Below are 19,205 nucleotides of genomic sequence, written 5' to 3' on the forward strand. Positions count from 1 at the left end.
GAGGTCGGTGGCTCCGGGGTTCCGTTCCCGGAGCGCCTCGGTCAGTCACACTTCCGGGGCCTCAGCCGGAGAGTGCGGATCTGGAACGGGCGCAGTGCCAGGTGCACTCTCCGGCCGTCCGCCCGGAGGGCGTCCGTGGTTCCGCGGGGGTCGGGTTCGCGCTCCAGCAGATCGGTCTCGACGGCGGAGGCCAGAGGAAACCCGGTGGTCAGGACGGTTCGGGTGCGTCCTCCGTATGCCTCGTAGAGGCGCACGACGATGTCGCCGGAGCGATCGTCGGCGAGCTTGACCACTTCGATGACAACGGTCTCGCTGTCCGCGGTGACGAGCGGCTCGACCCCGGCCGAGCCGAGGAGGCTGCGCTCGGGCTGATTGAACGCGTAGCCCTCGCGCACGGCGTCGGCGATGTCTGCGCCGACCACGAACCCGTATCGCAGGCGGTGGTGACCCTGGTCGGCATCCGGGTCGGGAAAACGCGGAGCGCGGAGCAAGGAGAGCCGGACGGTGGTGGTGGTGCCACCGTCTGCGCGGACGTCCCGGGTGACCTCGTGCCCGTAGGTCGAGTCGTTGACCACGGCCGCGCCCCACCCCCGTTCACCAAGGTGCAGGAAGCGGTGGGCGCAGAACTCGAACTTGGCGGCGTCCCAGCTGGTGTTGGTGTGGGTGGGGCGCCGGACGTGTCCGAAGGGGATCTCCGCGCTGGAGTGGTCGGCCCGCACGTCGAGCGGGAAGGATGCCTTGAGGAGCTTCTCCCTCTCGTGCCAGTCGATCTCGGTGTCGATGTCCAGACGTCGGGAGCCTTCGGACAGGGAGACCAGCTGTTCGATGCGGGAGTCACCGAAGGTCCGCACGACCCGGACACCGCCTTCCTGTGCCTCGACAGAGTCGGCGTCGAGGAGGTTGTGGACGGTGTTGCGGTAGAAGGCGTCGATGTCCCAGGCGTCGTACTCGTTGGGGAAGTCCTGGTGCAGCTGGAGGAGGTTGGCGGCGGCGCCCGGGGCCAGCGCCTCGCGTTCGGCCGTGATGTCATACGCCGAGGTCACCAGGCCCCGGGCATCGATGCGGACGCGGACCAGGCCGTTGTCCAGTACGAACCCGCCCTCGCAGGGGACCGGGGCGCCGGCCCGGCCCGGCGGCCGGGTGCGGGCTCTGGCGCCGAGGGCGGGGACGCCGTCGCGGGCGAACGGAGCGGCGTTGAAGACCACGGGCAGATCGCCTTCGCCGGCCAGGGCGCGCTGGGCGGCGTCCGTGATCGCGCGCAGCTCGGCGGTGACGGCGGCGTAGGTCTGCTCCGCCTCCCGGTGCACCCAGGCGATGGAGGAGCCGGGCAGGATGTCGTGGAACTGGTGCAGCAGGACCGTCTTCCACAGACGGTCCAGGGCCAGGTAGGGGTAGGTGAATCCGGTGCGCAAGGTGGCGGTCGCCGACCACAGCTCGGCCTCTCGCAGCAGGTGCTCGCTGCGCCGGTTGCCCTGCTTGGTCCTCAGCTGGCTGGTCAGTGTGCCGCGGTGGAACTCCAGGTACAGCTCCCCCTGCCACACCGGCGCGTCCGGGTACTCGGCGTGTGCCCGCTCGAAGAAGTCCGCGGGTCTCTCGATGACGACCCTGGCCGAGCCCTCCAGATCGGCGAGACGCTCGGCCCGCGCCAGCATTTCCCGGGTGGGGCCACCGCCGCCGTCCCCGTAGCCGAACGGGAGCAGTGAGCTGTTGGCTGCCTCCTTGTCCTGGAAGTTGCCGACGGCATGGGCGAGTTCGGCGCCGGTGATCTCGGCGTTGTAGGTGTCGACCGGCGGGAAGTGGCTGAAGATCCTGGTGCCGTCGATGCCCTCCCACCAGAAGGTGTGGTGCGGGAACTTGTTGGTGGTGTTCCAGGAGATCTTCTGGGTGAGGAACCACCGGATTCCCGCCAGTTTCATCAGCTGCGGCATGGCCGCGTTGTACCCGAAGGTGTCGGGCAGCCACATCTCCTCGGTCTCGACGCCGAACTCGTCGAGGTAGAAGCGCTTCCCATGGATCAGCTGCCGGACGAGGGCCTCACCGCCGGTGATGTTGGTGTCGGGTTCCACCCACAGGCTGCCGACAGGCAGGAACTGCCCCTTCTCCGCCTTCTCCTGGACCCGGCCGTAGACCTCGGGGCGGTGTTCCTTGAGCCAGGCCAGCTGCTGGGCCTGGGACATGGCGAAGAGGAAGCCCGGGTGTTCGTCCATGAGATGGACGACGTTGGAGAGGGTCCTGGCGACCTTGCGGACGGTCTCACGCAGCGGCCACAGCCAGGCGGTGTCGATGTGGGCGTGTCCGACGGCGGACATGCGGTGGGCGCTCGCGGCCGCGGGGGCGGCGAACGCCGGTCGCAGCACTTCGCGGGCGGCGGTGGCACTGCCGGCGATGTCCTGCAGGTCGACTTCGTCCAGGGCACGCTCGATGGTGTGCAGGAGCTGCCAACGGCGCGGGGCGGACTCGGGCAGTTCGCGCATGAGCCCTCCGAGGACATCCAGGTCCTGGGCGAGTTCCCACACCTGTGCGTCGAAGACCGCCAGCTCCAGTCGGAGCAGTTGGTACAGGGGCGCGCCCTCCGATCCGGCTCCCGTCATCCAGGAGGGCCGGTCCCCGGTCCGCGACGGGATGTGGTCGTCGTTCAGGTTGGGGTTGGCGGCGGCCTCGACGTAGTAGGTGAAGTCCTCGCCGCCGACCGCTGGGTCGGCGACCGGAATGTAGGCGTTGCGGGGGTTGAGTGCTTTCACCACGCTGCCGTCCGCCCGGTGGACCAGGCCTTCGGCGGAGAAGCCCGCGCCGGTGACGTTGAAGCCGAGGTCGATGACCGCCTCGACCCGCAGGCCGGCCCACTCCTGCGGAACCCTGCCGCTGATCCTGAACCAGCTGGTGGACCAGGGCGGCCCCCACCGGTGCCCGAGCGCCACGGGTTCGTACGGTGCGGCCAGGCCGTCGGCCACGGGGACCGGTTCGCCCGGCACGGTCCAGATCGCGATCTCGACCGGGACGGTGCGGGCGTGTGCCGCGGGCCGGATGCGCTGGTTCAGCACCCGGTCGAGCCGCTGCTCGGTGAGGCGTCGCTTGCTGTGCATGGAATCCTCTGTCGTCGGTGGAGGTCGGTGTTCTGATTGCGGTCGGCTCGCCGACAGGAGCGGTGTGGGAACAGGGATCCTCAGATCGTCCGCCGCACTGTGGCGTTCGCGTCCGGCTCGAATGCCGCGCCGTGGGAGCCGTTGGTCGGGCCGATCGGGAAGCCGGCGAGCAGTGGGCGCCCGGGGGCGAGGATGCGTACCGCCTCATCGGTGGTGTTCGTCGTGCAGACGAAGCCCTGTCGGCGGAGGACGAGTACGCCCGCAGGCGCGTCGGCCCATTCCGACGGCGTCTTCCGCGCCGAGCCCCGGATGCGCCCGCCGCACCGCGAGCGCGCTGCGGTACAGCTCAAGCGTCGAGTCCGGTCGCCGGTCCGGGCTTCGACGCCGATGTCTCCCCAGCCCTCGGGGAAATCCCAGTTCCTCGCGTGCCGGCTGCTGGTCCGTGGTCCGGCGAAGCGGGTGGAGTGCCGGGTGGTGTCGTGGTTGGACAGCACCCAGGTCGTGGGAGCGCCCACGCGCCCCATACCGTCCGGCGCGGCGTCGATGACCCGGCGGAACTCGTCAGCGCTCCGAAGGGCTGACATCTACGAGAAGTTGACCGTCTGGTGCAGCTCGTCGGGGCGTACGTAGCGGGCGATGACGGGTGCCGTCCGGCGTCACGGAGGTCAGTCCTCGACGGGGCCCAGATCGGGAGTGCCCCGCAGTTCCACCGTGCGGGTGGTGGCGCCGTGCAGTTCGAGGACCGTGATCTCGTTCCGGCCGGCGTTGAGGATCGGTGCGGGGACGTAGAGAGTGGTCTGCGGCCCTCGGGACCAGTACCGGCCGAGTGCGAAGCCGTTGATCCAGACGTGTCCCTTGGTCCAGCCGTCCAGGGCGATCCAGCCGTCGGCCGGCTGCTCGATGTCCAGGTGCCCACGGTGGAACGTGGGGCCGACCGGGGGCGAGGCGGGCTCGAACGCGGTGTAGGACAGCAGGCCCGGATCCTCGAAAGCCAGCGGCCGACTGTACCAGCTCTCCGGCGCCCGCGCGTTGACGGAGACCTCGCCGAGCAGTCCCTTGCGGTCGTGCATGCCCTGCCCGTAGTTGACCCTGCCCTGGTTCTCCACCAGCACGGCCAGTTGTGCACCGCGCCGGGGAGTGTGGAAGGCGAGAGTGTGCTCATGGTTCTCGCGTTCCAGGACGCCGACCGGCTGTCCGTCGACGAAGACCTGGGCGCGGTCGCGCACCTCGGCGATGCGCAGGGCGGTCGGCCCGGCCGCCGGGAGCACCGTTTCGTACAGGATGAATCCGAAGGACTGGCCGAGCTGTTCCATGACCTGCGGGCGGTCGGCGCGCACCGCGCTTCCGAGCCGCTCGCGCTGGTCCAGGAGGCCGGCGCATGAGGTGAGTTCCACGGCGGCCGGGGCGAGCTTGGGCGCGGGGGCGGGTACCGGCTCCTCGGGGACGGGCGCGTGCCGGGCGATGACCTCGCGGAAGGCGGCGTATTTGGGGGCGGGATCGCCGGCCTCGTCCAGAGGCGCGTCGTAGTCGTACGACGTGACGGTGGCGCGGTACGTGCCCTTGTCGTTGGCGCCGTTGGTGAAACCGAAGTTGGTGCCGCCGTGGAACATGTAGATGTTGACCGAGGCGCCGGCCGCGAGCAGCCGGTCGAGGTCCGCCGCGGCGTCGGCAGTGCCGCGGGTGACATGGGTACCGCCCCAGCGGTCGAACCAGCCGATCCAGAACTCGCTGCACATCAGCGGCCCGGACGGCTGATGCCTGCGCAGTTCGGCGAGCCCGGCGTCCACCCGACTGCCGAGATTGACGGTGCGCAGGACGCCGTCGAGGCCACCGCGCTCCAGGTCGGACGGCTGATCGCAGGTGAACAGCGGTACGTCGACTCCGTGCCGGTGCAGCAGCTCCGCCAGATCCTCCAGGTAGCCGGAGTCGCCGCCGTACGCGCCGTATTCGTTCTCCAGTTGCACAGCGAGGATCGGGCCGCCACGCGTGGAGAGGTGAGGAAGGACGGACGGCAGCAGGGAACCGAGGTAGTCGTCCACCGCCTTCAGGTAGCGCGGGTCGCGGCTGCGCAGTTCGATGTCCTCGTCGGCGAGCAGCCAGGAGGGCAGGCCGCCGCCCTCCCACTCGGCGCAGATGTACGGGCCGGGGCGAAGCAGTACGTGCAGGTCTTCGGCGGCGGCCAGATCGAGGAATCGCGGAAGATCGAGACCTGCGTCCAGCCGGAACTCTCCCGGATGGGGCGAGTGGAGGTTCCATGGGACGTAGGTCTCGATCGTGTTCAGTCCCATCAGGCGCGCCTTGCGAAGCCGGTCGGCCCACTGTTCCGGATGGATCCGGAAGTAGTGCAGCCCGCCGGAGATGATCCGCAGCGGTCGGTCGTCGAGACGGAAGCCGTCTGCGGCAACCTCGAGTCGTGGCATGGCCGTGGTCTCCTCGATGATGGAACTGATGGAACTGATGGAGGTGGGTCAGCTCAGCGGACGGCAGAGCAGCGTGTCGGGGACGCCGCCGTGGTTCCACTTCCACGTGAAGGCGACGCCGGCGACGTACTCGTTGTCGGCGCACTGACCCTTGTAGTAGCCGGGAGCCCAGTCGCTTTCGACCGAGCCGCCGTTGGCCGGGCGGTTGTCACCCTGGTCGAACCAGACGTTGCGGCCGTTCAGCGGCAGCGGTGCGGCGGACGGCGCACAGAGCAGGCCGGCCATGGAGTTGCCGTTGACGCTGTAGCCGACTGCGAAGGTGTTGTCGGGGCACTGGAGTTTGTTGTAGCCCGGGGCCCAGTCGCCGTGGGTGACATAGCGCTCGTCATGGACGGCCACCCAGTCACCGGCTCCCTTGGCGGGCTGGTTCGCGTCGGTGCACAGGCCGCGCTTGTCGCTGCGGCCGAGGCCGGTCAGGCGCTGGCTGTCGGGGCAGTTGCCCTTGCGGTAGCCGGGGCTCCAGTCGCCCTGGGCGAGCATACGGGAGGAGACGTCGTGGTCGCGGAAGTCGAGGTTGAGCATGTTCCAGTGGTTGACCTGTGCGACTGGACCGGTCTTCCCCGGGGCGTTGACCAGTTTGTTCCAGTCGGCGGACCGCCAGTCACCGGAGTCGCTGAGGCTCTGCCGTCTACCGGCGGCGTCGTAGGAGATCAGGGCCCAGCTGTCCTGGGGCGCGCCATTGGCGCCGGTCCATCCGACCAGCGGCCAGATGGCGAAGTCGGTGTCGTTCTCGACCAGGATGTCGGTGAAGTTGTCGAACCAGGTCTTCTCCTTGGTGTCGTCCGACCCCCGACCGGCGGCGCCGAACTCGCTGATCCAGACGGGGGCGGTGAAGTGCTGGCCGGACTGGGTGACGAACAGGGCCTCGTCGTGCACCAGTTGTTTCAGCTTGTCGAGCGGGAAGTCCTCGTACGGCCAGTCGTTGGTGTGCCCCGGTCCGCTGTCGGCGCCCGTGTAGTTCGGTCCGGTGTAGCCGTAGAAGTGCGCGGCGTAGACCAGCTTTCCCGAGGTGATCAAGGTGTTGGAGAGTTCACGGACCGGGGTCAGCATCGGCCTGCCGTAGTTCAGCCCGTCCAGCGGGATGCCGTACCAGTTGATGCCCTCCATGACGACCAGCATGTCGGGGTCGGCTTGCAGGATGCGGGTGCCCGCCTGCTCGAAGGCCGCGTACGTGTCGTGGTCGTCACCCCAGCCCCAGTTGGGGTCGTCCCAGGTGTCGCGGCGAATCTCGTTGCGCAGGTCGGCGCCGACGACACGCTTGTTCGCCTTGTAGCGGTTCACCAGGAAGAGCCAGTCCTGCTGCCACTGCTCGGCGGACTGGCCGCTGTTCCAGCGCTCGTTGCCGTCCAGGCCACAGCAGAAGCGGTAGGTGGTGGTGTGGTTGTTGAGGATGACCGCGAACCCCTCGGCGGTCAGGGCCGCCACCACCGCGTCGAACACCTGCAGCGGGGTCTTGCCCTTCAGCTGCGGGTTGGCCGCGACCGCCGAGTCCGGTACGACCGTGGTGTCGCGCATCATCGCGTTGGCGAACGGCAGGCGGATGCTGTTCAGCCCGAGTTCGTGGAAGTCGGCCATGATCTGCGTCATCGGGGCGCGGTCCAGGCCCAACGGGAGGTTGTGCGACATCTGGTCCGCCTGGTGGTTCGCGGGGTCGTTGACGTCGCCGCTGCCTTCCCAGGTGCCCTGGGCACCGGCCCAGTTGCCGGCCTTCAGCTTGAAGCGGTTGCCGTCGGCGTCGACGATGTACCGCCCGCGGGTGCTCAGCGGCCCCGTCCAGGAGGCTGCCAACTGCGGCCCTGTCATGGGAGTGGTGGCGGCGCTGGGGGGCGCTGCGACGGAGCCGGTCGTCCCCGCGAGAACGAGGGTGACCGCGGCTGCCGTGGCAGGCAGGATTCGGGAGAAGAATCTCCTGACGGCGGGAGCCGACCTTTCGGATCTCATGATTGTCCCCTCCAGGGGTGGGGTGGGTGTGGGGCTTGGATCTTCAGGTGGTGCGGCCCGGACCGGTGGTCCGGAGTCAGGTGCGGCTCAGCCCTTGAGGCCGCTGGTGGCGATGCCTTCGACGATGTAGCGCTGGGCGACCAGGAACATGGCCACCAGTGGGGCGATGGTCACGACTGCTCCGGCGAACAGGCCGGGCAGGTTGATGGTCTGTGAGGTGAGGAACGTCGACAGGGCGATCTGGGCCGTCCACGCGGACGGGTCCTGGCCGATGACCAGTGGCCACAGGAAGGCGTTCCAGCTGTCGATGAAGGCGAGCGCGCCGAGGGAGGCGAGCATCGCTCCGGACGACGGCAGCGCGATCCGGCGGTAGAGGCCGAGCCAGCCGAGCCCGTCCAGTCGTCCGGCCTCCTCGATCTCGCTGGGGAACTGGAGGTAGAAGTTACGGAAGAGCAGAACGGCGAAGGGGTTGAACAGCCCGGGTGCGATGATTCCCCACAGAGTGTTGACCCCGCCCATGGAGCCCACGACGACGAAGGTGGGAACGAACGTCACCGAGCCGGGGATCATCAGCGTGGCCACCACCAGGGCGAGCAGGACACCGCGCCCGGGTATCGGGATCCGAGCGAGGGCGTATCCGGCGGCCGAGGCGAGGAGCGTCGACACCGGGGCGGTGATCGCGGCGACCAGCAGCGAGTTGCCGAGGGCCTGGCCCATGTTCAGCGCCGGGTCGCTGAAGAGCGAGGTGAAGTTCTCCCAGTGCATCGTCGACGGCCACCAGGTCCAGTCCGGTGACGTCAGGCCCTGCGTGTCCATCAGCGCGTTGCGCAGCATCAGGTAGAAAGGCGCCAGGAACAGCACTGTCAGCAGGCCTGCCATCAGGCCGCGCACGGACCGGCGTACCACCGGCGGCAGTTGTCGTGTTGTTGCCATGTTGCTCACTCCTCACCCTTGCCGAAGCCGGTGAGCCGGCCCTGGATCAGGGTCACACCGACGATGAGGGCGGTGAGCACGAAGGCTCCGGCCGATCCGAGGCCGTAGTTCTGGGAGCCCATCGCGGTGTCGTAGAGGTAGCCCAGGGGGGTTCGTATCGGGGCCGCGGCCGACCCGGACAGCCCGCTGTTGAACAGGTTGTAGAACTCGTCGAACGCCTGGAAGGCGGCGATGAACTGCAGCATCAGGACGGCCACCGAGGTGTTGCGCAGCATCGGCAGGGTGATCCTGCGCAGCAGGCGCAGGCCGGTGGCACCGTCGAGGGCGGCGGCCTCGTACATCTCCTTGGGGATGCCCTGGAGCCCGGCGAGGAAGAGCACCATGTAGAAGCCGACCTGGAGCCAGAGGCGGAGGGTGATGAGGACGACCCAGTACAGCGGCGGCGAGGTGGTCTGCAGCCACGGGACGGCATCCATGCCGAACCATCCGCCGACCGTGTTGGCGATGCCGCTCGGGAGCCCGTTGAACAGGCTCATCTTCCACAGCAGGGAGGCCGCGACGTAGGAGACGGCGGCCGGGATCAGGAAGGCGGTGCGCAGCACGGCCCGGCCGCGACGGATCCGGTGCACCAGCAGCGCCAGCCCCAGCGATGCGGCGAACGTCACCGGCACGATGAACACCGTGAACAGCAGGATCTGGCCGAGCGACTTGCGGAACACCGCATCGGAGAGCAGGGTCCGGTAGTTGTCCAGGCCGACCCAGTGCCCCAGGGCGATGGTGCCGCGGGCCTCACTGAGGCTGAGCAGGAAGCTCCAGCCGATGGCGACGTACTTGAAGAGGCCCAGGCCGATCAGCAGGGGCCCGGCGAGCAGTGCGAACGCTCCCCAGGCACGCCGGTCCGGGCGGGTACGGCGGACGGGGGCGGTGCCCCGCGGCTCGGCCGCGGGGCACCCGACACGCTCGTGGTGAAGCGTGGGCGGAGGTGCGGACTTCATCATGCGCGCTGCTTGTCGATCTCGCCCTGGGCCTTCTTGGCCGCGTCGGCCAGGAGCCGCTCCGCATCGCCCTTCCCGCTGACGATCTTCGCCGCGGCCGCGGTGAAGAGGGAGCTCACAGCGGTGTTCCAGGTGCTGGGGTTGTTCCTGCCGTGCTTGGCGGCCAGCTCGACGGTCTCCTTGGCGGGTCCCTGGGTGAGCTTGTCGGCGGTGGCGGCGACGGACATGCGCGGCGGGATGTGGAGGCCGTAGCTCTGCGACCAGTCCGTCTGGAGGTCGGTCTGCTGGATCCAGAGCCACTGGACGAACTTCTTGGCCGCCTCCACGTTCTTGCCCTTGGCGTTCACGCAGGTGCTCCAGCCGCCGACGCGCACCACGGGCTTGCCGCCGGGCTTGAAGGCGGGCCATGGCAGGACGCCGAAGTCGTCGCCGAGCGCGGTCTTGATGGCGGGCATCGACCAGAGGCCGCCCCACTGCATCGGGACGACGTTCTGGGTGAGGGCGGCGGGGTCCCACCAGTCGGTGGTGAAGCCGAGCAGCAGGGACCGGTCGTCGTGAAGGCGCTTGAGCCCGGCCACGGCCTCGGCGGCCTGGGGGGAGCCGAAGCCCGCCTTGCCGTCCTCGGTGACGAGGTCGCCGCCGTTGGAGAACACGGACAGGATGGCGCTGTCGCCCAGGCCGTCCTGGCCGACGAACAGGCCCTTGGTCTTCTTGGAGCTCAGGGCCTTGGCCGCGTCGGCGAGCGCGTCGAAGCTGTCGGGCGGGGTGATGCCGGCCTTGGACAGCACGCTCTTGCGGAAGTAGAGCATCATCACGTCGTCGAGCGTCTTGACGCCGTAGAGCTTGCCGTCGACGGTCACCATGTCGCGGGCGCCCGGGTTGAAGTCGGACTTGGCGCTGCCGTAGATGTCGTCCAGCTGGGCTATCCGGCCCTGCCGGGCGAGGCTCTCGCTGAAGTCACCTATCTCGAAGACGTCCGGGGCGGAGTCGGTGAGCAAGGTCGCGTTGAGCTTGCCGGAGTAGTCGCCGGGGGTCCAGGTGACCTTGACCGCGATGTCCGGGTTGGCCTTGGTGAACGCGGTGGCATAGCGGGTGAGAGCCTGCTGCGTGCCGGCCTCGCCGTAGGCGTGGGACCAGACGTTCAGGGTGGTCTTGGCCCCGGAGGGGCCACCGCCGGCCGGGTCGGTACTGCAGCCGACCGCCGCTCCGGCGACGAACAGGATGGACCCGCCGAGGAAGCCTCTGCGGCTAAGCTGGGAGCTCCGTGCGCTCACTTCGCGTCCTTCAGGTTGAGAGGGTTGGGTGTACGTGGTGTTGTCCGGCGCAGCCGGTGTCCGGCATTCACAGTTGGCAGACGGTGATGGACATCGGTTGCGCCGGAAGCTTGGGCCGGCGAACAGGTGGTGACACCCGTTCAGGGGAAGAGGGCCTGGATGCCGACGACGGCGGCGCCGCGGGCCCACTCCTCCCAGGGCAGCGGACGCAGGGTCAGCGGGCATTTCGCCGCTGCTTTGAAGCAGTGCGCTTCGTAGGCGTCCCTGATGTGCATTCCGAAAAGGTCGTAGGTGTCGAGCCCCTCGCCTGTGACGACGACCCGCTCGGGACCTACGAGGTTCACAAGGGTGGCAATGCCGACGCCGATGGCGTGGCCCGCCCTCGCGAAGACGCCCTGCGCGGCGGGATCTCCCCCACGGGCGAGCTGAACGGCCCCGTCGAAGTCCAGATCCGGGTCGTCGGTGGCGCGGCGGATGGCGGCGAGTACGGCGTCGCTGGAGGCGATGGCCTCGACGCAGCCGGTCTGGCCGCAATGGCACCGTGGCCCGGCCGGGTCGATGCTGATGTGCCCCATCTCTCCGGCGACGCCGTACGCGCCGGCGACCAGCTCACCGTTGATGACGATCCCTGAACCGATCCCCGCTCCGATGGTGACCAGTGCGAAGTACTCGGTGCCGATGCCCTCGCCGAACCAGTGCTCGGCGGCGGTGATGGCCTTGACGTCGTTCTCGACGGTGACGGTCAGGCCGGTCGCCGCGGCGAGGTTGTCGGCCAGCGGCACGTCGCGCCAGTTGGGGAGCGCGGAGTAGCGGACACGCCCGCAGGGGCGGTCCACATCGCCGGAGACCGCGATGCCCAGATGTCTGGTGCGGGCACGGTACTCGGGCTTCGCGTCGAGAAGTTCGGCGACGAGCTCGGCCAGCAGCCCACATACGGCGGCCGGGTCGCGGGCGCCCAACGGCCGACTGGCGGTGGTGCGCATCCGGGCCCGCAGGTCGCAGACCGCGCCGTAGAGGGTGTCGGCACTGATCTTCACACCGACGACGAACTCCCGGTCGGGAGTGACGGCCAGCGGGTTCACGGGGCGTCCGGCCCCTGGAGCGGTGCGCTCCGGGGGGAGTTCGTGCAGGTATCCGTCGTCGATGAGAGGTCGCGCAGCCTTGGTCACAGCGGTCGAGGACAGGCCCGTCCGGCGGGCCAGCTCCACCCGGCTGAGCGGGCTCTCGGCCAACAGCAGGGCCAGGATGGCGGTTTCGGCCGGTGCGGTGACCAGTGGTCGCGAATGGTTTGGAAACACGGCGGCAACCTACGATAAATAAATAACTTCGTCCAGTATTGATTTTCTCGTTCGAGCGGCCCTACGCTCTGGCCCAACTCAGGCCACTTCAAACGCTGTTCGGCGTTTCCATTTGCCCGGATCCTCACCCGACGCTCGACACCCCTCGGGACCTCCTGTGCCTCCCACGCCCTCATCCGTTTCCTTCGACCCCACCCGCGGGCTGATGGTCCTGCGGACTCCGAACAGCGTCTACGCCGTGCGCATCGGCGCCGACGGCAGCCCTCGGCATCTGCACTGGGGGGAAATACTCGACACCGACGCTCTCTGCGGACTGCCCGTGGCCACCTCACCCGCCACGAGCAGCTTCGAGTCGGATCCCGCCCCGGACGAATTGGCCCCGCAGACCGGTGCGCGGTTCGGGCCGGCCGGCCTCCAGGTTCGGTTCGCCGACGGCACCCGCGGCGCCCAGTGGTCCTTCACCGGCCACACGGTCCGGGACGGAGAAATCCGTCTTCAACTGACCGACCGCCGCTACCCGTTGGCCGCCGAACTGTGCTATCGCGTCCGTCCCGGCAGCGACGTCATCGAGCGCTGGGCGGAGCTCACCCACACCGGAGCCGGCGATTCGGGCCCCATCACCGTCGACCGGCTGGACTCGGCCTCCTGGACGCTGCCCGCACTGCCCGACTACCGGCTCAGCCACCTCGTGGGCGGCTGGAACAGTGAATTCCAGCTGCAGCGCGACCGGCTCCCGGTCGCCGAGACCGTGCTCACCAGCCGCCGCGGCGTCACCAGCCACCATGCCAACCCCTGGCTCGCCCTCGACGACGGCACTGCCGACGAGGAACACGGCGAGATCTGGAGCAGCGCCCTTGCCTGGAGCGGCAGCTGGCGCATCACCGTGCACCGCGACCCGGTCGGCCGAACCAGCTGGACCGGCGGCTTCGGCCACGAAGGACTCAGCTGGACCATCCAGCCCGGCCAGAGCCTGCACACGCCCGTCTTCGCCGGCCTCTACACCCGCGGCGGCTTCGGCGCCGCCAGCCGCGCCTGGCACACCCACATCCGCACCGGCGTCCTGCCCTCCCCCGGCCAGGACCGGCCCGTCGCCTACAACTCGTGGGAAGCCACCGGCTTCGACGTCGACCAGACCGGTCAGCTACGCCTGGCCCGGGTGGCCGCACGTCTGGGCGCCGAACTCTTCGTACTGGACGACGGATGGTTCGGCGGCCGCACCTGCGACCGGGCGGGTCTCGGGGACTGGACACCCCGGCCCGAGGCGTTCCCCGACGGGCTGCGCCCACTGGCCGACGAGGTGCACCGCCTCGGGATGGCCTTCGGGCTCTGGGTGGAGCCGGAAATGGTCAACCGGGACAGCGACCTCTACCGCGCCCATCCCGACTGGGTCATCCACACAGCGACCCGGGACGCGACCGAGCTGCGCAATCAGCTCATGCTGAACTTCGCCCGCCCCGAAGTCGAGGCCTGGGCCCACCGGACCCTGGACCAGCTGGTGCGCGACCATGGCATCGACTGGCTCAAGTGGGATGCCAACCGAGTCGTCACCGAGGCCGGTTGGGCCGGCCATCCGGACCCCGACCGGTTGTGGATCGACCACACCCGCGCCGTCTACCGGATCATGGACCGCCTCCGCACCGACCACCCCGGCCTTCGCATCGAGGCCTGCGCGGGCGGCGGCGGACGGGCCGACCTCGGCATCCTCGCCCGCACCGACCAGGCCTGGACTTCCGACAACACCGATCCCGTCGACCGGATCAGCATCCAGCACGGCTTCAGCCAGCTCTTCCCCGCCCAGGCCATGGCCGCCTGGGTGACCGACAACCCCAACGTCACCACCGGCCGCACCACCCCCCTCCGGTTCCGCTTCCATGTCGCCATGGCCGGAGCGCTCGGGCTCGGCGGAGACCTCACCGCCTGGTCCGAGGAAGAGCTCGACGAGGCCACCGCGCTCGTCATCCGCTACAAGCAGATCCGCCCCCTGGTCCAGCACGGCCGTCAGTACCGCCTCCACGGCCCCGACGGAGTGACAGCCGTGCACTACGCGTCCCAGGACGCCACCGAACACGCCGTCCTCGCCTGGCGCCCCGCGACCCGCTTCGGCCACCCGGCCCCCCGGCTCGCCCTGCCTGCCCTGGACCCCGCGGCCCGCTACCTCGACATCGACGAGGGCAACACCCACAGCGGCGCCGTCCTGACCCGCCGGGGCATGGACCTGCGGCTGCCCGCCGGCGACTACGCCAGCCGCCTGATCCGGCTGCGCCGCACCGTCTGACCCCGCTCCCTTCTCCGCCGCCCCTTTCTCCACCCGACCCACGAAAGAACCGAGAACATGCCCACACCCCGCGTCCTGGTCGTCGGAATCGACGGCGTCCGCCTCGATCTGCTGCCGATGCTGGAAACGCCCCACCTCGACGAAGTCGCGCACGGCGGCTTCCTCGCGCCCGTCCACATCGACGACGACACACCGACCATGTCGGGCCCTTGCTGGACCACGATCGTCACCGGTGTCGGCGTGGCCAAGCACGGAGTCTGGGGCAACAACTTCGCCGGAAACCGGCTCGGAGTGTTCCCCGACTTCACCACGCGGCTGGCCGCCGAACGGGGGCTGCGCACCTTCGCGGCCGGCGGTTGGGAACCCCTGTTCCTGGCCCGGCAGGGCGGCCCGGTCTTCTCCGCCCCGAGCAGACTCGCCTACATCGCTCCGCGCGAGGACACACCGCAGGGCTGGGAGGAATGCGACCAGAGTGTGACCGACGAAGCGACGAGAGTTCTCAGCTCCGGCGAAGACCTCGACGCCTCCTTCGTCTACCTCGGCGCTGTCGACGAGACCGCCCACTTCCTCGCCTGCGGAGCCGAGTACCGAAGCGCGATCGAAACCGCCGACCGGCAACTCGGACAGCTTCTCACCGCCGTACGTGAACGTCCCGACGCCGGGTCCGAGGAGTGGACCGTCATCGTGGTGACCGACCACGGCCACCGCGACGAAGGCGGCCACGGCGGTCGCAGCACATTGGAGCGCACCGCCTGGATCGCTGCGACCGGCCCCGGCATCGCCTCCACCACCCCACCGGACTGCCTCCGCCACGCAGATGTCGCCGCCCACGTCTACGCCGCCCTGGGCATCACACCCGACCTGCACTGGACACTCGACGGACGGCCCTTCCACTCCCCCACGCCGCGGACTGCCTGACGTCGGCAGAAAACCTCCGGCCGGCGACCCCAAGGCACGGCAGCCAACCACATGGACGCCCCACTCGCGTCCCGCAGAGAGGTCCCCTCCGTGGATACGACGTCCTTCGACTCCATCGACTCGGCCGCCTTCGACCCCGGCCAGTGGGAAGACGGCGCGCACACCCTCGATGTGGGCGACACGCGAATCGGCCTGCGTACCCTCGCCGACAGCGCCACCCTGACCCTGTCGCACGACGCCGCTGCCGGGACCGAGGCTCTTGTCACGGCAACGGCGGACGGCACCGTGACCCTGCGCCTGGACGTCCCACTGGGCGACGCCGTGGGCTTCTGGCACCCCGACGCCGGCTGGGAGCGCACCCTGTGCGCAGACTGGTCGGCATGGCGTGGCCTGTCACTCGTACGATCGGCACCCGTCGGCTGCCTCTACGACACCGCCGGTCGCAGTCTGCTCGCTCTCGCCACCGACCGCACCGTGCAGGAGACCCGGATCCGCTTCGGTGTCTCCGAGGAGCGCAAGCGCTTCGGCGTGTGGCTGCGTCTCTCCCTCGCCGCCGGGCAGACCTGCCGAGTCCGCGTCCCCGCACCGGGCACCACCATGGCTGCCGCCCTCCGCCGGCTCCGTCAGTGGCTCGCCGGCCTGCCCGACGGAGAGCCGCTGCCCGTTCCGGAGTTCGCCCGGACGCCCGTCTACTCGACCTGGTACGCCTTCACCCAGGACGTGACCGCGGCCGAGGTCGAGGAGGAGGCCGCCCTCGCCGCCACCCTCGGCTGCGGCCAGCTGTTCCTGGACGACGGGTGGCAACTGCACGGCGACGGCCGCGGCTACGCGGGCTGCGGCGACTGGCAGCCGGACCCGGTCAAGTTCCCCGACTTCCGCGCCCACATCAGTACCGTTCGCCGTGCCGGACTGCACTGCACCGCCTGGATCGCTCCGCTCCTCCTGGGAGAACACTCCTCCGCCTACCAAGCCTGGGCACCGTACGCGCCACACCGCGTCCCCCACCTCGACTGCCACATCCTCGACCCCCGCCACACCGAAGTGCGCGCGCACATCGCGGAGACCTGCCGCACCCTGGTCGACACCTACCGACTCGACGGCCTGAAGATCGACTTCCTCGACGAGGCCATGGCCTACGCAGCAGTACCCGCACCCGACCAACCTGCCCCCGGTTACATTCCGGACATCGGCGAGGCGATGGCCGCGCTGCTCGCCGATATCCGCGACGCCCTGCGGGCCCTGCGCGGCGACCAGTTCGTCGCCGAGCTGCGCCAGCCCTACACCGGGCCGGCCATGACCGCACTCGGCAACGCGCTGCGCGCCGGAGACTGCCCGGCCGATCCCGTCGCCAACCGCGTCCGGACGCTGGACATCGCGCTGCTCGCACCCGGCGGAGCAGTCCACTCCGACATGTTGATGTGGGATCCGCAGGCAACACCGGAAAGCCTGGCCCGCCACTTCCACGGAGCCCTGCACTCCGTACCGCAGATCTCCGTCCGCCTCACCCGACTCTCCCCGAACCACCGCGAGACCCTCGCGTTCTGGCTCGCCACCTGGCGTCGGCTGGCTCCCGTCCTCACCTCCGGCCACTACGAACCCGGCCGCCCGGACGAACTCTTCCCCCAGGTCACCGCCATCCACGGAAACCAACGGGTCATCACCAACTACACCGACAAAGTCGTACCCCTCCCCACCGAGAACTGGCGCTCCCACTTCCTCGTCAACGCCTCCACCGCTTCACGCATGGTCTTCGACGTTTCCGGACCACCCCGCCAGGTCTGCGCACAGACCTATGACGCCCAAGGCCGATTGCACCAGACCACGGCTCTCTCCCTCACACCAGGCATCCGCACGATCGAGGTTCCGCCCTCCGGACTGTGCGTCCTCGACCTGACCTCCGGCCTCCCCGCAGCAAGGAGAGGAACACATGGATGAGGCCGCGCCGCCTGCCCGGGCGAGTACTGCTCCAGCGGTGGGCACCCGCGCATCCGGACCGGCGCTGCCGTCGTAGCCACGACACGGTGGCCGGCCACCGGCATCGGCCTCGGCGCGGGCACGGTCCAGCGGAAGGCCGGCGCCGAGGCCGATCCGGATGCACGGCAAGAGGCTCACGTCCACGGCCTCCTGGCCGGGCGGGGCCAGGCGATCGGCTCGTACACCGCGCGCCGGTGCCCGCTGACCGTCCGCGAGGTCCAGCGGCGACGGCGTCAGCGGGCGACCGCGCCGTGCCCGCAGCGGAACAGCGGTTCGGCGGTGTCGAACGGGACGTCCTCGCGGGAGTCCTCGACGGCCCGCATGGAGGACGGGAGGTCGAAGGGGAGGGTGCCTTCGGCCACCGCGCGGCCGAAGGCCACATCGAGGACGATGTCGTCGTCGGCGCCGAAGCTGCCCAGGAGCAGGGCCGCCGCGGTGTCGAGCCCGGTGAGAACCGCGGGCCGGTCGAGCCGCACGTCGATGATGGTGGGGACGCTCGCACACAGCGCCCGCAGCCGGGCCAGTTCGGCGGCGGGAAAATCGAGGGACCCGGCGTGGAAGTGCTGCTCCAAGAATCCCTCCCGCTTCTCGTACGGGGCGGTCAGACGCAGCACCGCGAGGTCGGCCTCTTCCGGGCGGTCGACGAGGTGGCCGTACCGGGCGGCCGTCTCGGGGGCGATGTTCTCCACATAGAGGGCCGGCACCTCGGGCAGTGTCCTCAGCGTCTCCGCGCGGCCGGTGAGCTGGACGAGGGATCGCAGCTGGACCCGGCGCCCCAGGAGGCGGGGCTCGGCCGCGCCGACCAGGGCGCTTGCCGCGTCGGTATCGACATACGGGTCGTCGAAGAGGCCGAGGCGGAACTTGTCGCGCAGGATGCGGCGTACGGAGGTGTCGATGCGGCCTTCGCCGACGGCGCCGGAACGGACGGCGTCGACGATCCAGTCGGGACGGGTCTCGCCGCCGAGCTGGTCGACGCCGGCATCGAGCTGCATGAGGACCTGCTCGGCGAGGGAGAGGTGTTCGACTCCCCAGTTCCGGGGCGGGAGTTGGACGACTCCGGGGAGCTCCATGCCGGTGAGGGAGTTGAAGTCGGTGCACACGACGCCGTCGAAGCCGTATCGGCCGCGGAGCAGCCCGGTGATCACTTCGCGGTTGAAGTTGGCGGCGACCTCGGGCAGGCCGCTGCCGGTGGGGATCGAGTAGCAGGGCATGACCTGGGCGGTGCCGGCGGCGAACGCCGCTTCCCAGGGCCTGAGGTGGTATTCGAGGTTACCGCCGGGGAACGCCTGGTGCTTGCCGTACGCGAAGTGGGCGTCCTCCCCGCCCGCCTGCGGGCCGTGGCCGGGGAAGTGCTTGGTCATGCAGGCCACGCTGTCCGGGCCCAGGGTGTCGCCCTGCATCCCGCGGATGTAGGCGCCGAGCATCCGCGCGGCGCGGTCGGCGTCCTCGCCGAAGGTGCCGCTGATGCGGGCCCAGCGCGGTTCGGTGGCCAGATCGGCCATCGGATGGATGGCCACGCGGATCCCGACGGAGCGCAGTTCCCGGGCGGCGGCCGCGGCGAACTCCTCGACGAGTGCCGGATCGTCGGTGGCGGCCAGGCCGATCGGTTCGGGGCCCGGACTGAATCCGCCGTCGGTGTGGGCCGTCATGGGGTTGGCGGTGAATCCGTGACGGGGGTCGGAGGAGAGGGTCACCGGGATACCGAGGCGGGTGGCGGCGGCGAGGTCCTGGACGTGGTTGTTCCACGCGGCCATGGTGCCGGCGGAGGGGACCTGGATCATCGCGAAGTGGGTGATGTGCCGCTCGGCTATGAGACCGGCGCCGGACGGCATGAAGGAGTTGTCACCTGCGGCCATCCGGCCGTGGCACATCTGACCGGCCTTCTCCTCCAGGGTCATCCGGCCCAGGAGGTCCTCGACGCGGTCGTCGACCGGCAGGCGGGGGTCCTCGTACGGCTCCATGGTGCCGTTGTGGTTGAGGTCGCGGAACGGTGTGCCGTCGGGGTGGCGGAGGCGGGAGGTCACAGTCGTGCCT

12 protein-coding genes are annotated in these 19,205 nt (G+C 69.8%); 3 read left to right on the forward strand and 9 right to left on the reverse strand.

From position 1 onward, the window contains the following. Positions 1-41: 41 nt before the first annotated feature. The 8 genes from GA0115234_RS28005 to GA0115234_RS28040 all read right to left on the reverse strand — a co-directional run bounded on the left by GA0115234_RS28005 (position 42) and on the right by GA0115234_RS28040 (position 12,004). The gene (locus GA0115234_RS28005; protein ID WP_093547270.1) at positions 42-3,083 is read right to left on the reverse strand and encodes an alpha-mannosidase; all 3,042 of its coding nucleotides are present in this window, start codon (positions 3,081-3,083) and stop codon (positions 42-44) included. Between the two features lie 80 nt (positions 3,084-3,163). After that, the gene (locus tag GA0115234_RS28010) at positions 3,164-3,667 is read right to left on the reverse strand and encodes a hypothetical protein (RefSeq protein WP_093547272.1); all 504 of its coding nucleotides are present in this window, start codon (positions 3,665-3,667) and stop codon (positions 3,164-3,166) included. An 81-nt stretch (positions 3,668-3,748) separates the two neighbouring features. Further along, positions 3,749-5,503: a glycoside hydrolase family 35 protein gene (locus GA0115234_RS28015; RefSeq protein WP_093547274.1), complete on the reverse strand. Its 1,755-nt coding sequence runs from the start codon at positions 5,501-5,503 to the stop codon at positions 3,749-3,751. A gap of 48 nt (positions 5,504-5,551) precedes the next feature. Beyond that, positions 5,552-7,504 carry a glycoside hydrolase family 5 protein gene (locus GA0115234_RS28020; protein ID WP_237541818.1) on the reverse strand — a complete coding sequence of 651 codons (1,953 nt, stop codon included), beginning with the start codon at positions 7,502-7,504 and terminating at the stop codon, positions 5,552-5,554. Positions 7,505-7,591: 87 nt separating this feature from the next. Then, positions 7,592-8,437: a carbohydrate ABC transporter permease gene (locus GA0115234_RS28025; protein WP_093547276.1), complete on the reverse strand. Its 846-nt coding sequence runs from the start codon at positions 8,435-8,437 to the stop codon at positions 7,592-7,594. Between the two features lie 5 nt (positions 8,438-8,442). Then, positions 8,443-9,432 (reverse strand): carbohydrate ABC transporter permease, encoded by a 990-nt coding sequence (locus GA0115234_RS28030; RefSeq protein WP_093547278.1) that lies wholly within the window; start codon positions 9,430-9,432, stop codon positions 8,443-8,445. Continuing rightward, positions 9,432-10,706, reverse strand: a complete 1,275-nt coding sequence (locus GA0115234_RS28035; RefSeq protein ID WP_202554243.1) for an ABC transporter substrate-binding protein — start codon at positions 10,704-10,706, stop codon at positions 9,432-9,434. Before GA0115234_RS28035 ends, GA0115234_RS28030 begins: the two co-directional genes overlap by 1 nt. A 140-nt stretch (positions 10,707-10,846) precedes the next feature. Next, a complete protein-coding gene (locus GA0115234_RS28040; RefSeq protein WP_256088834.1) occupies positions 10,847-12,004 on the reverse strand; it encodes an ROK family transcriptional regulator in 1,158 nt (385 codons plus the stop codon). A 205-nt stretch (positions 12,005-12,209) separates the two neighbouring features. On the opposite strand from GA0115234_RS28040, the gene GA0115234_RS28045 reads away from it, so the two are divergent. The 3 genes from GA0115234_RS28045 (at position 12,210) to GA0115234_RS28055 (ending at position 17,132) form a co-directional block, all read left to right on the forward strand. After that, entirely contained in the window at positions 12,210-14,279 is a 2,070-nt protein-coding gene (locus GA0115234_RS28045) for an alpha-galactosidase (protein ID WP_093547282.1), read from the forward strand. Positions 14,280-14,336: 57 nt separating this feature from the next. Next, positions 14,337-15,197: an alkaline phosphatase family protein gene (locus tag GA0115234_RS28050; RefSeq protein WP_093547284.1), complete on the forward strand. Its 861-nt coding sequence runs from the start codon at positions 14,337-14,339 to the stop codon at positions 15,195-15,197. 90 nt (positions 15,198-15,287) lie between these two features. Further along, positions 15,288-17,132 carry a glycoside hydrolase family 36 protein gene (locus GA0115234_RS28055; RefSeq protein ID WP_161275681.1) on the forward strand — a complete coding sequence of 615 codons (1,845 nt, stop codon included), beginning with the start codon at positions 15,288-15,290 and terminating at the stop codon, positions 17,130-17,132. Positions 17,133-17,404: 272 nt separating this feature from the next. Here GA0115234_RS28055 and GA0115234_RS28060 read toward each other — a convergent pair whose 3' ends face one another. Beyond that, positions 17,405-19,195 carry a glycoside hydrolase family 3 protein gene (locus GA0115234_RS28060; RefSeq protein ID WP_256088835.1) on the reverse strand — a complete coding sequence of 597 codons (1,791 nt, stop codon included), beginning with the start codon at positions 19,193-19,195 and terminating at the stop codon, positions 17,405-17,407. Positions 19,196-19,205: the final 10 nt, after the last annotated feature.

Source organism: Streptomyces sp. DvalAA-43 (assembly GCF_900091725.1).
In the GTDB taxonomy this organism is placed as follows: domain Bacteria; phylum Actinomycetota; class Actinomycetes; order Streptomycetales; family Streptomycetaceae; genus Streptomyces; species Streptomyces pulveraceus.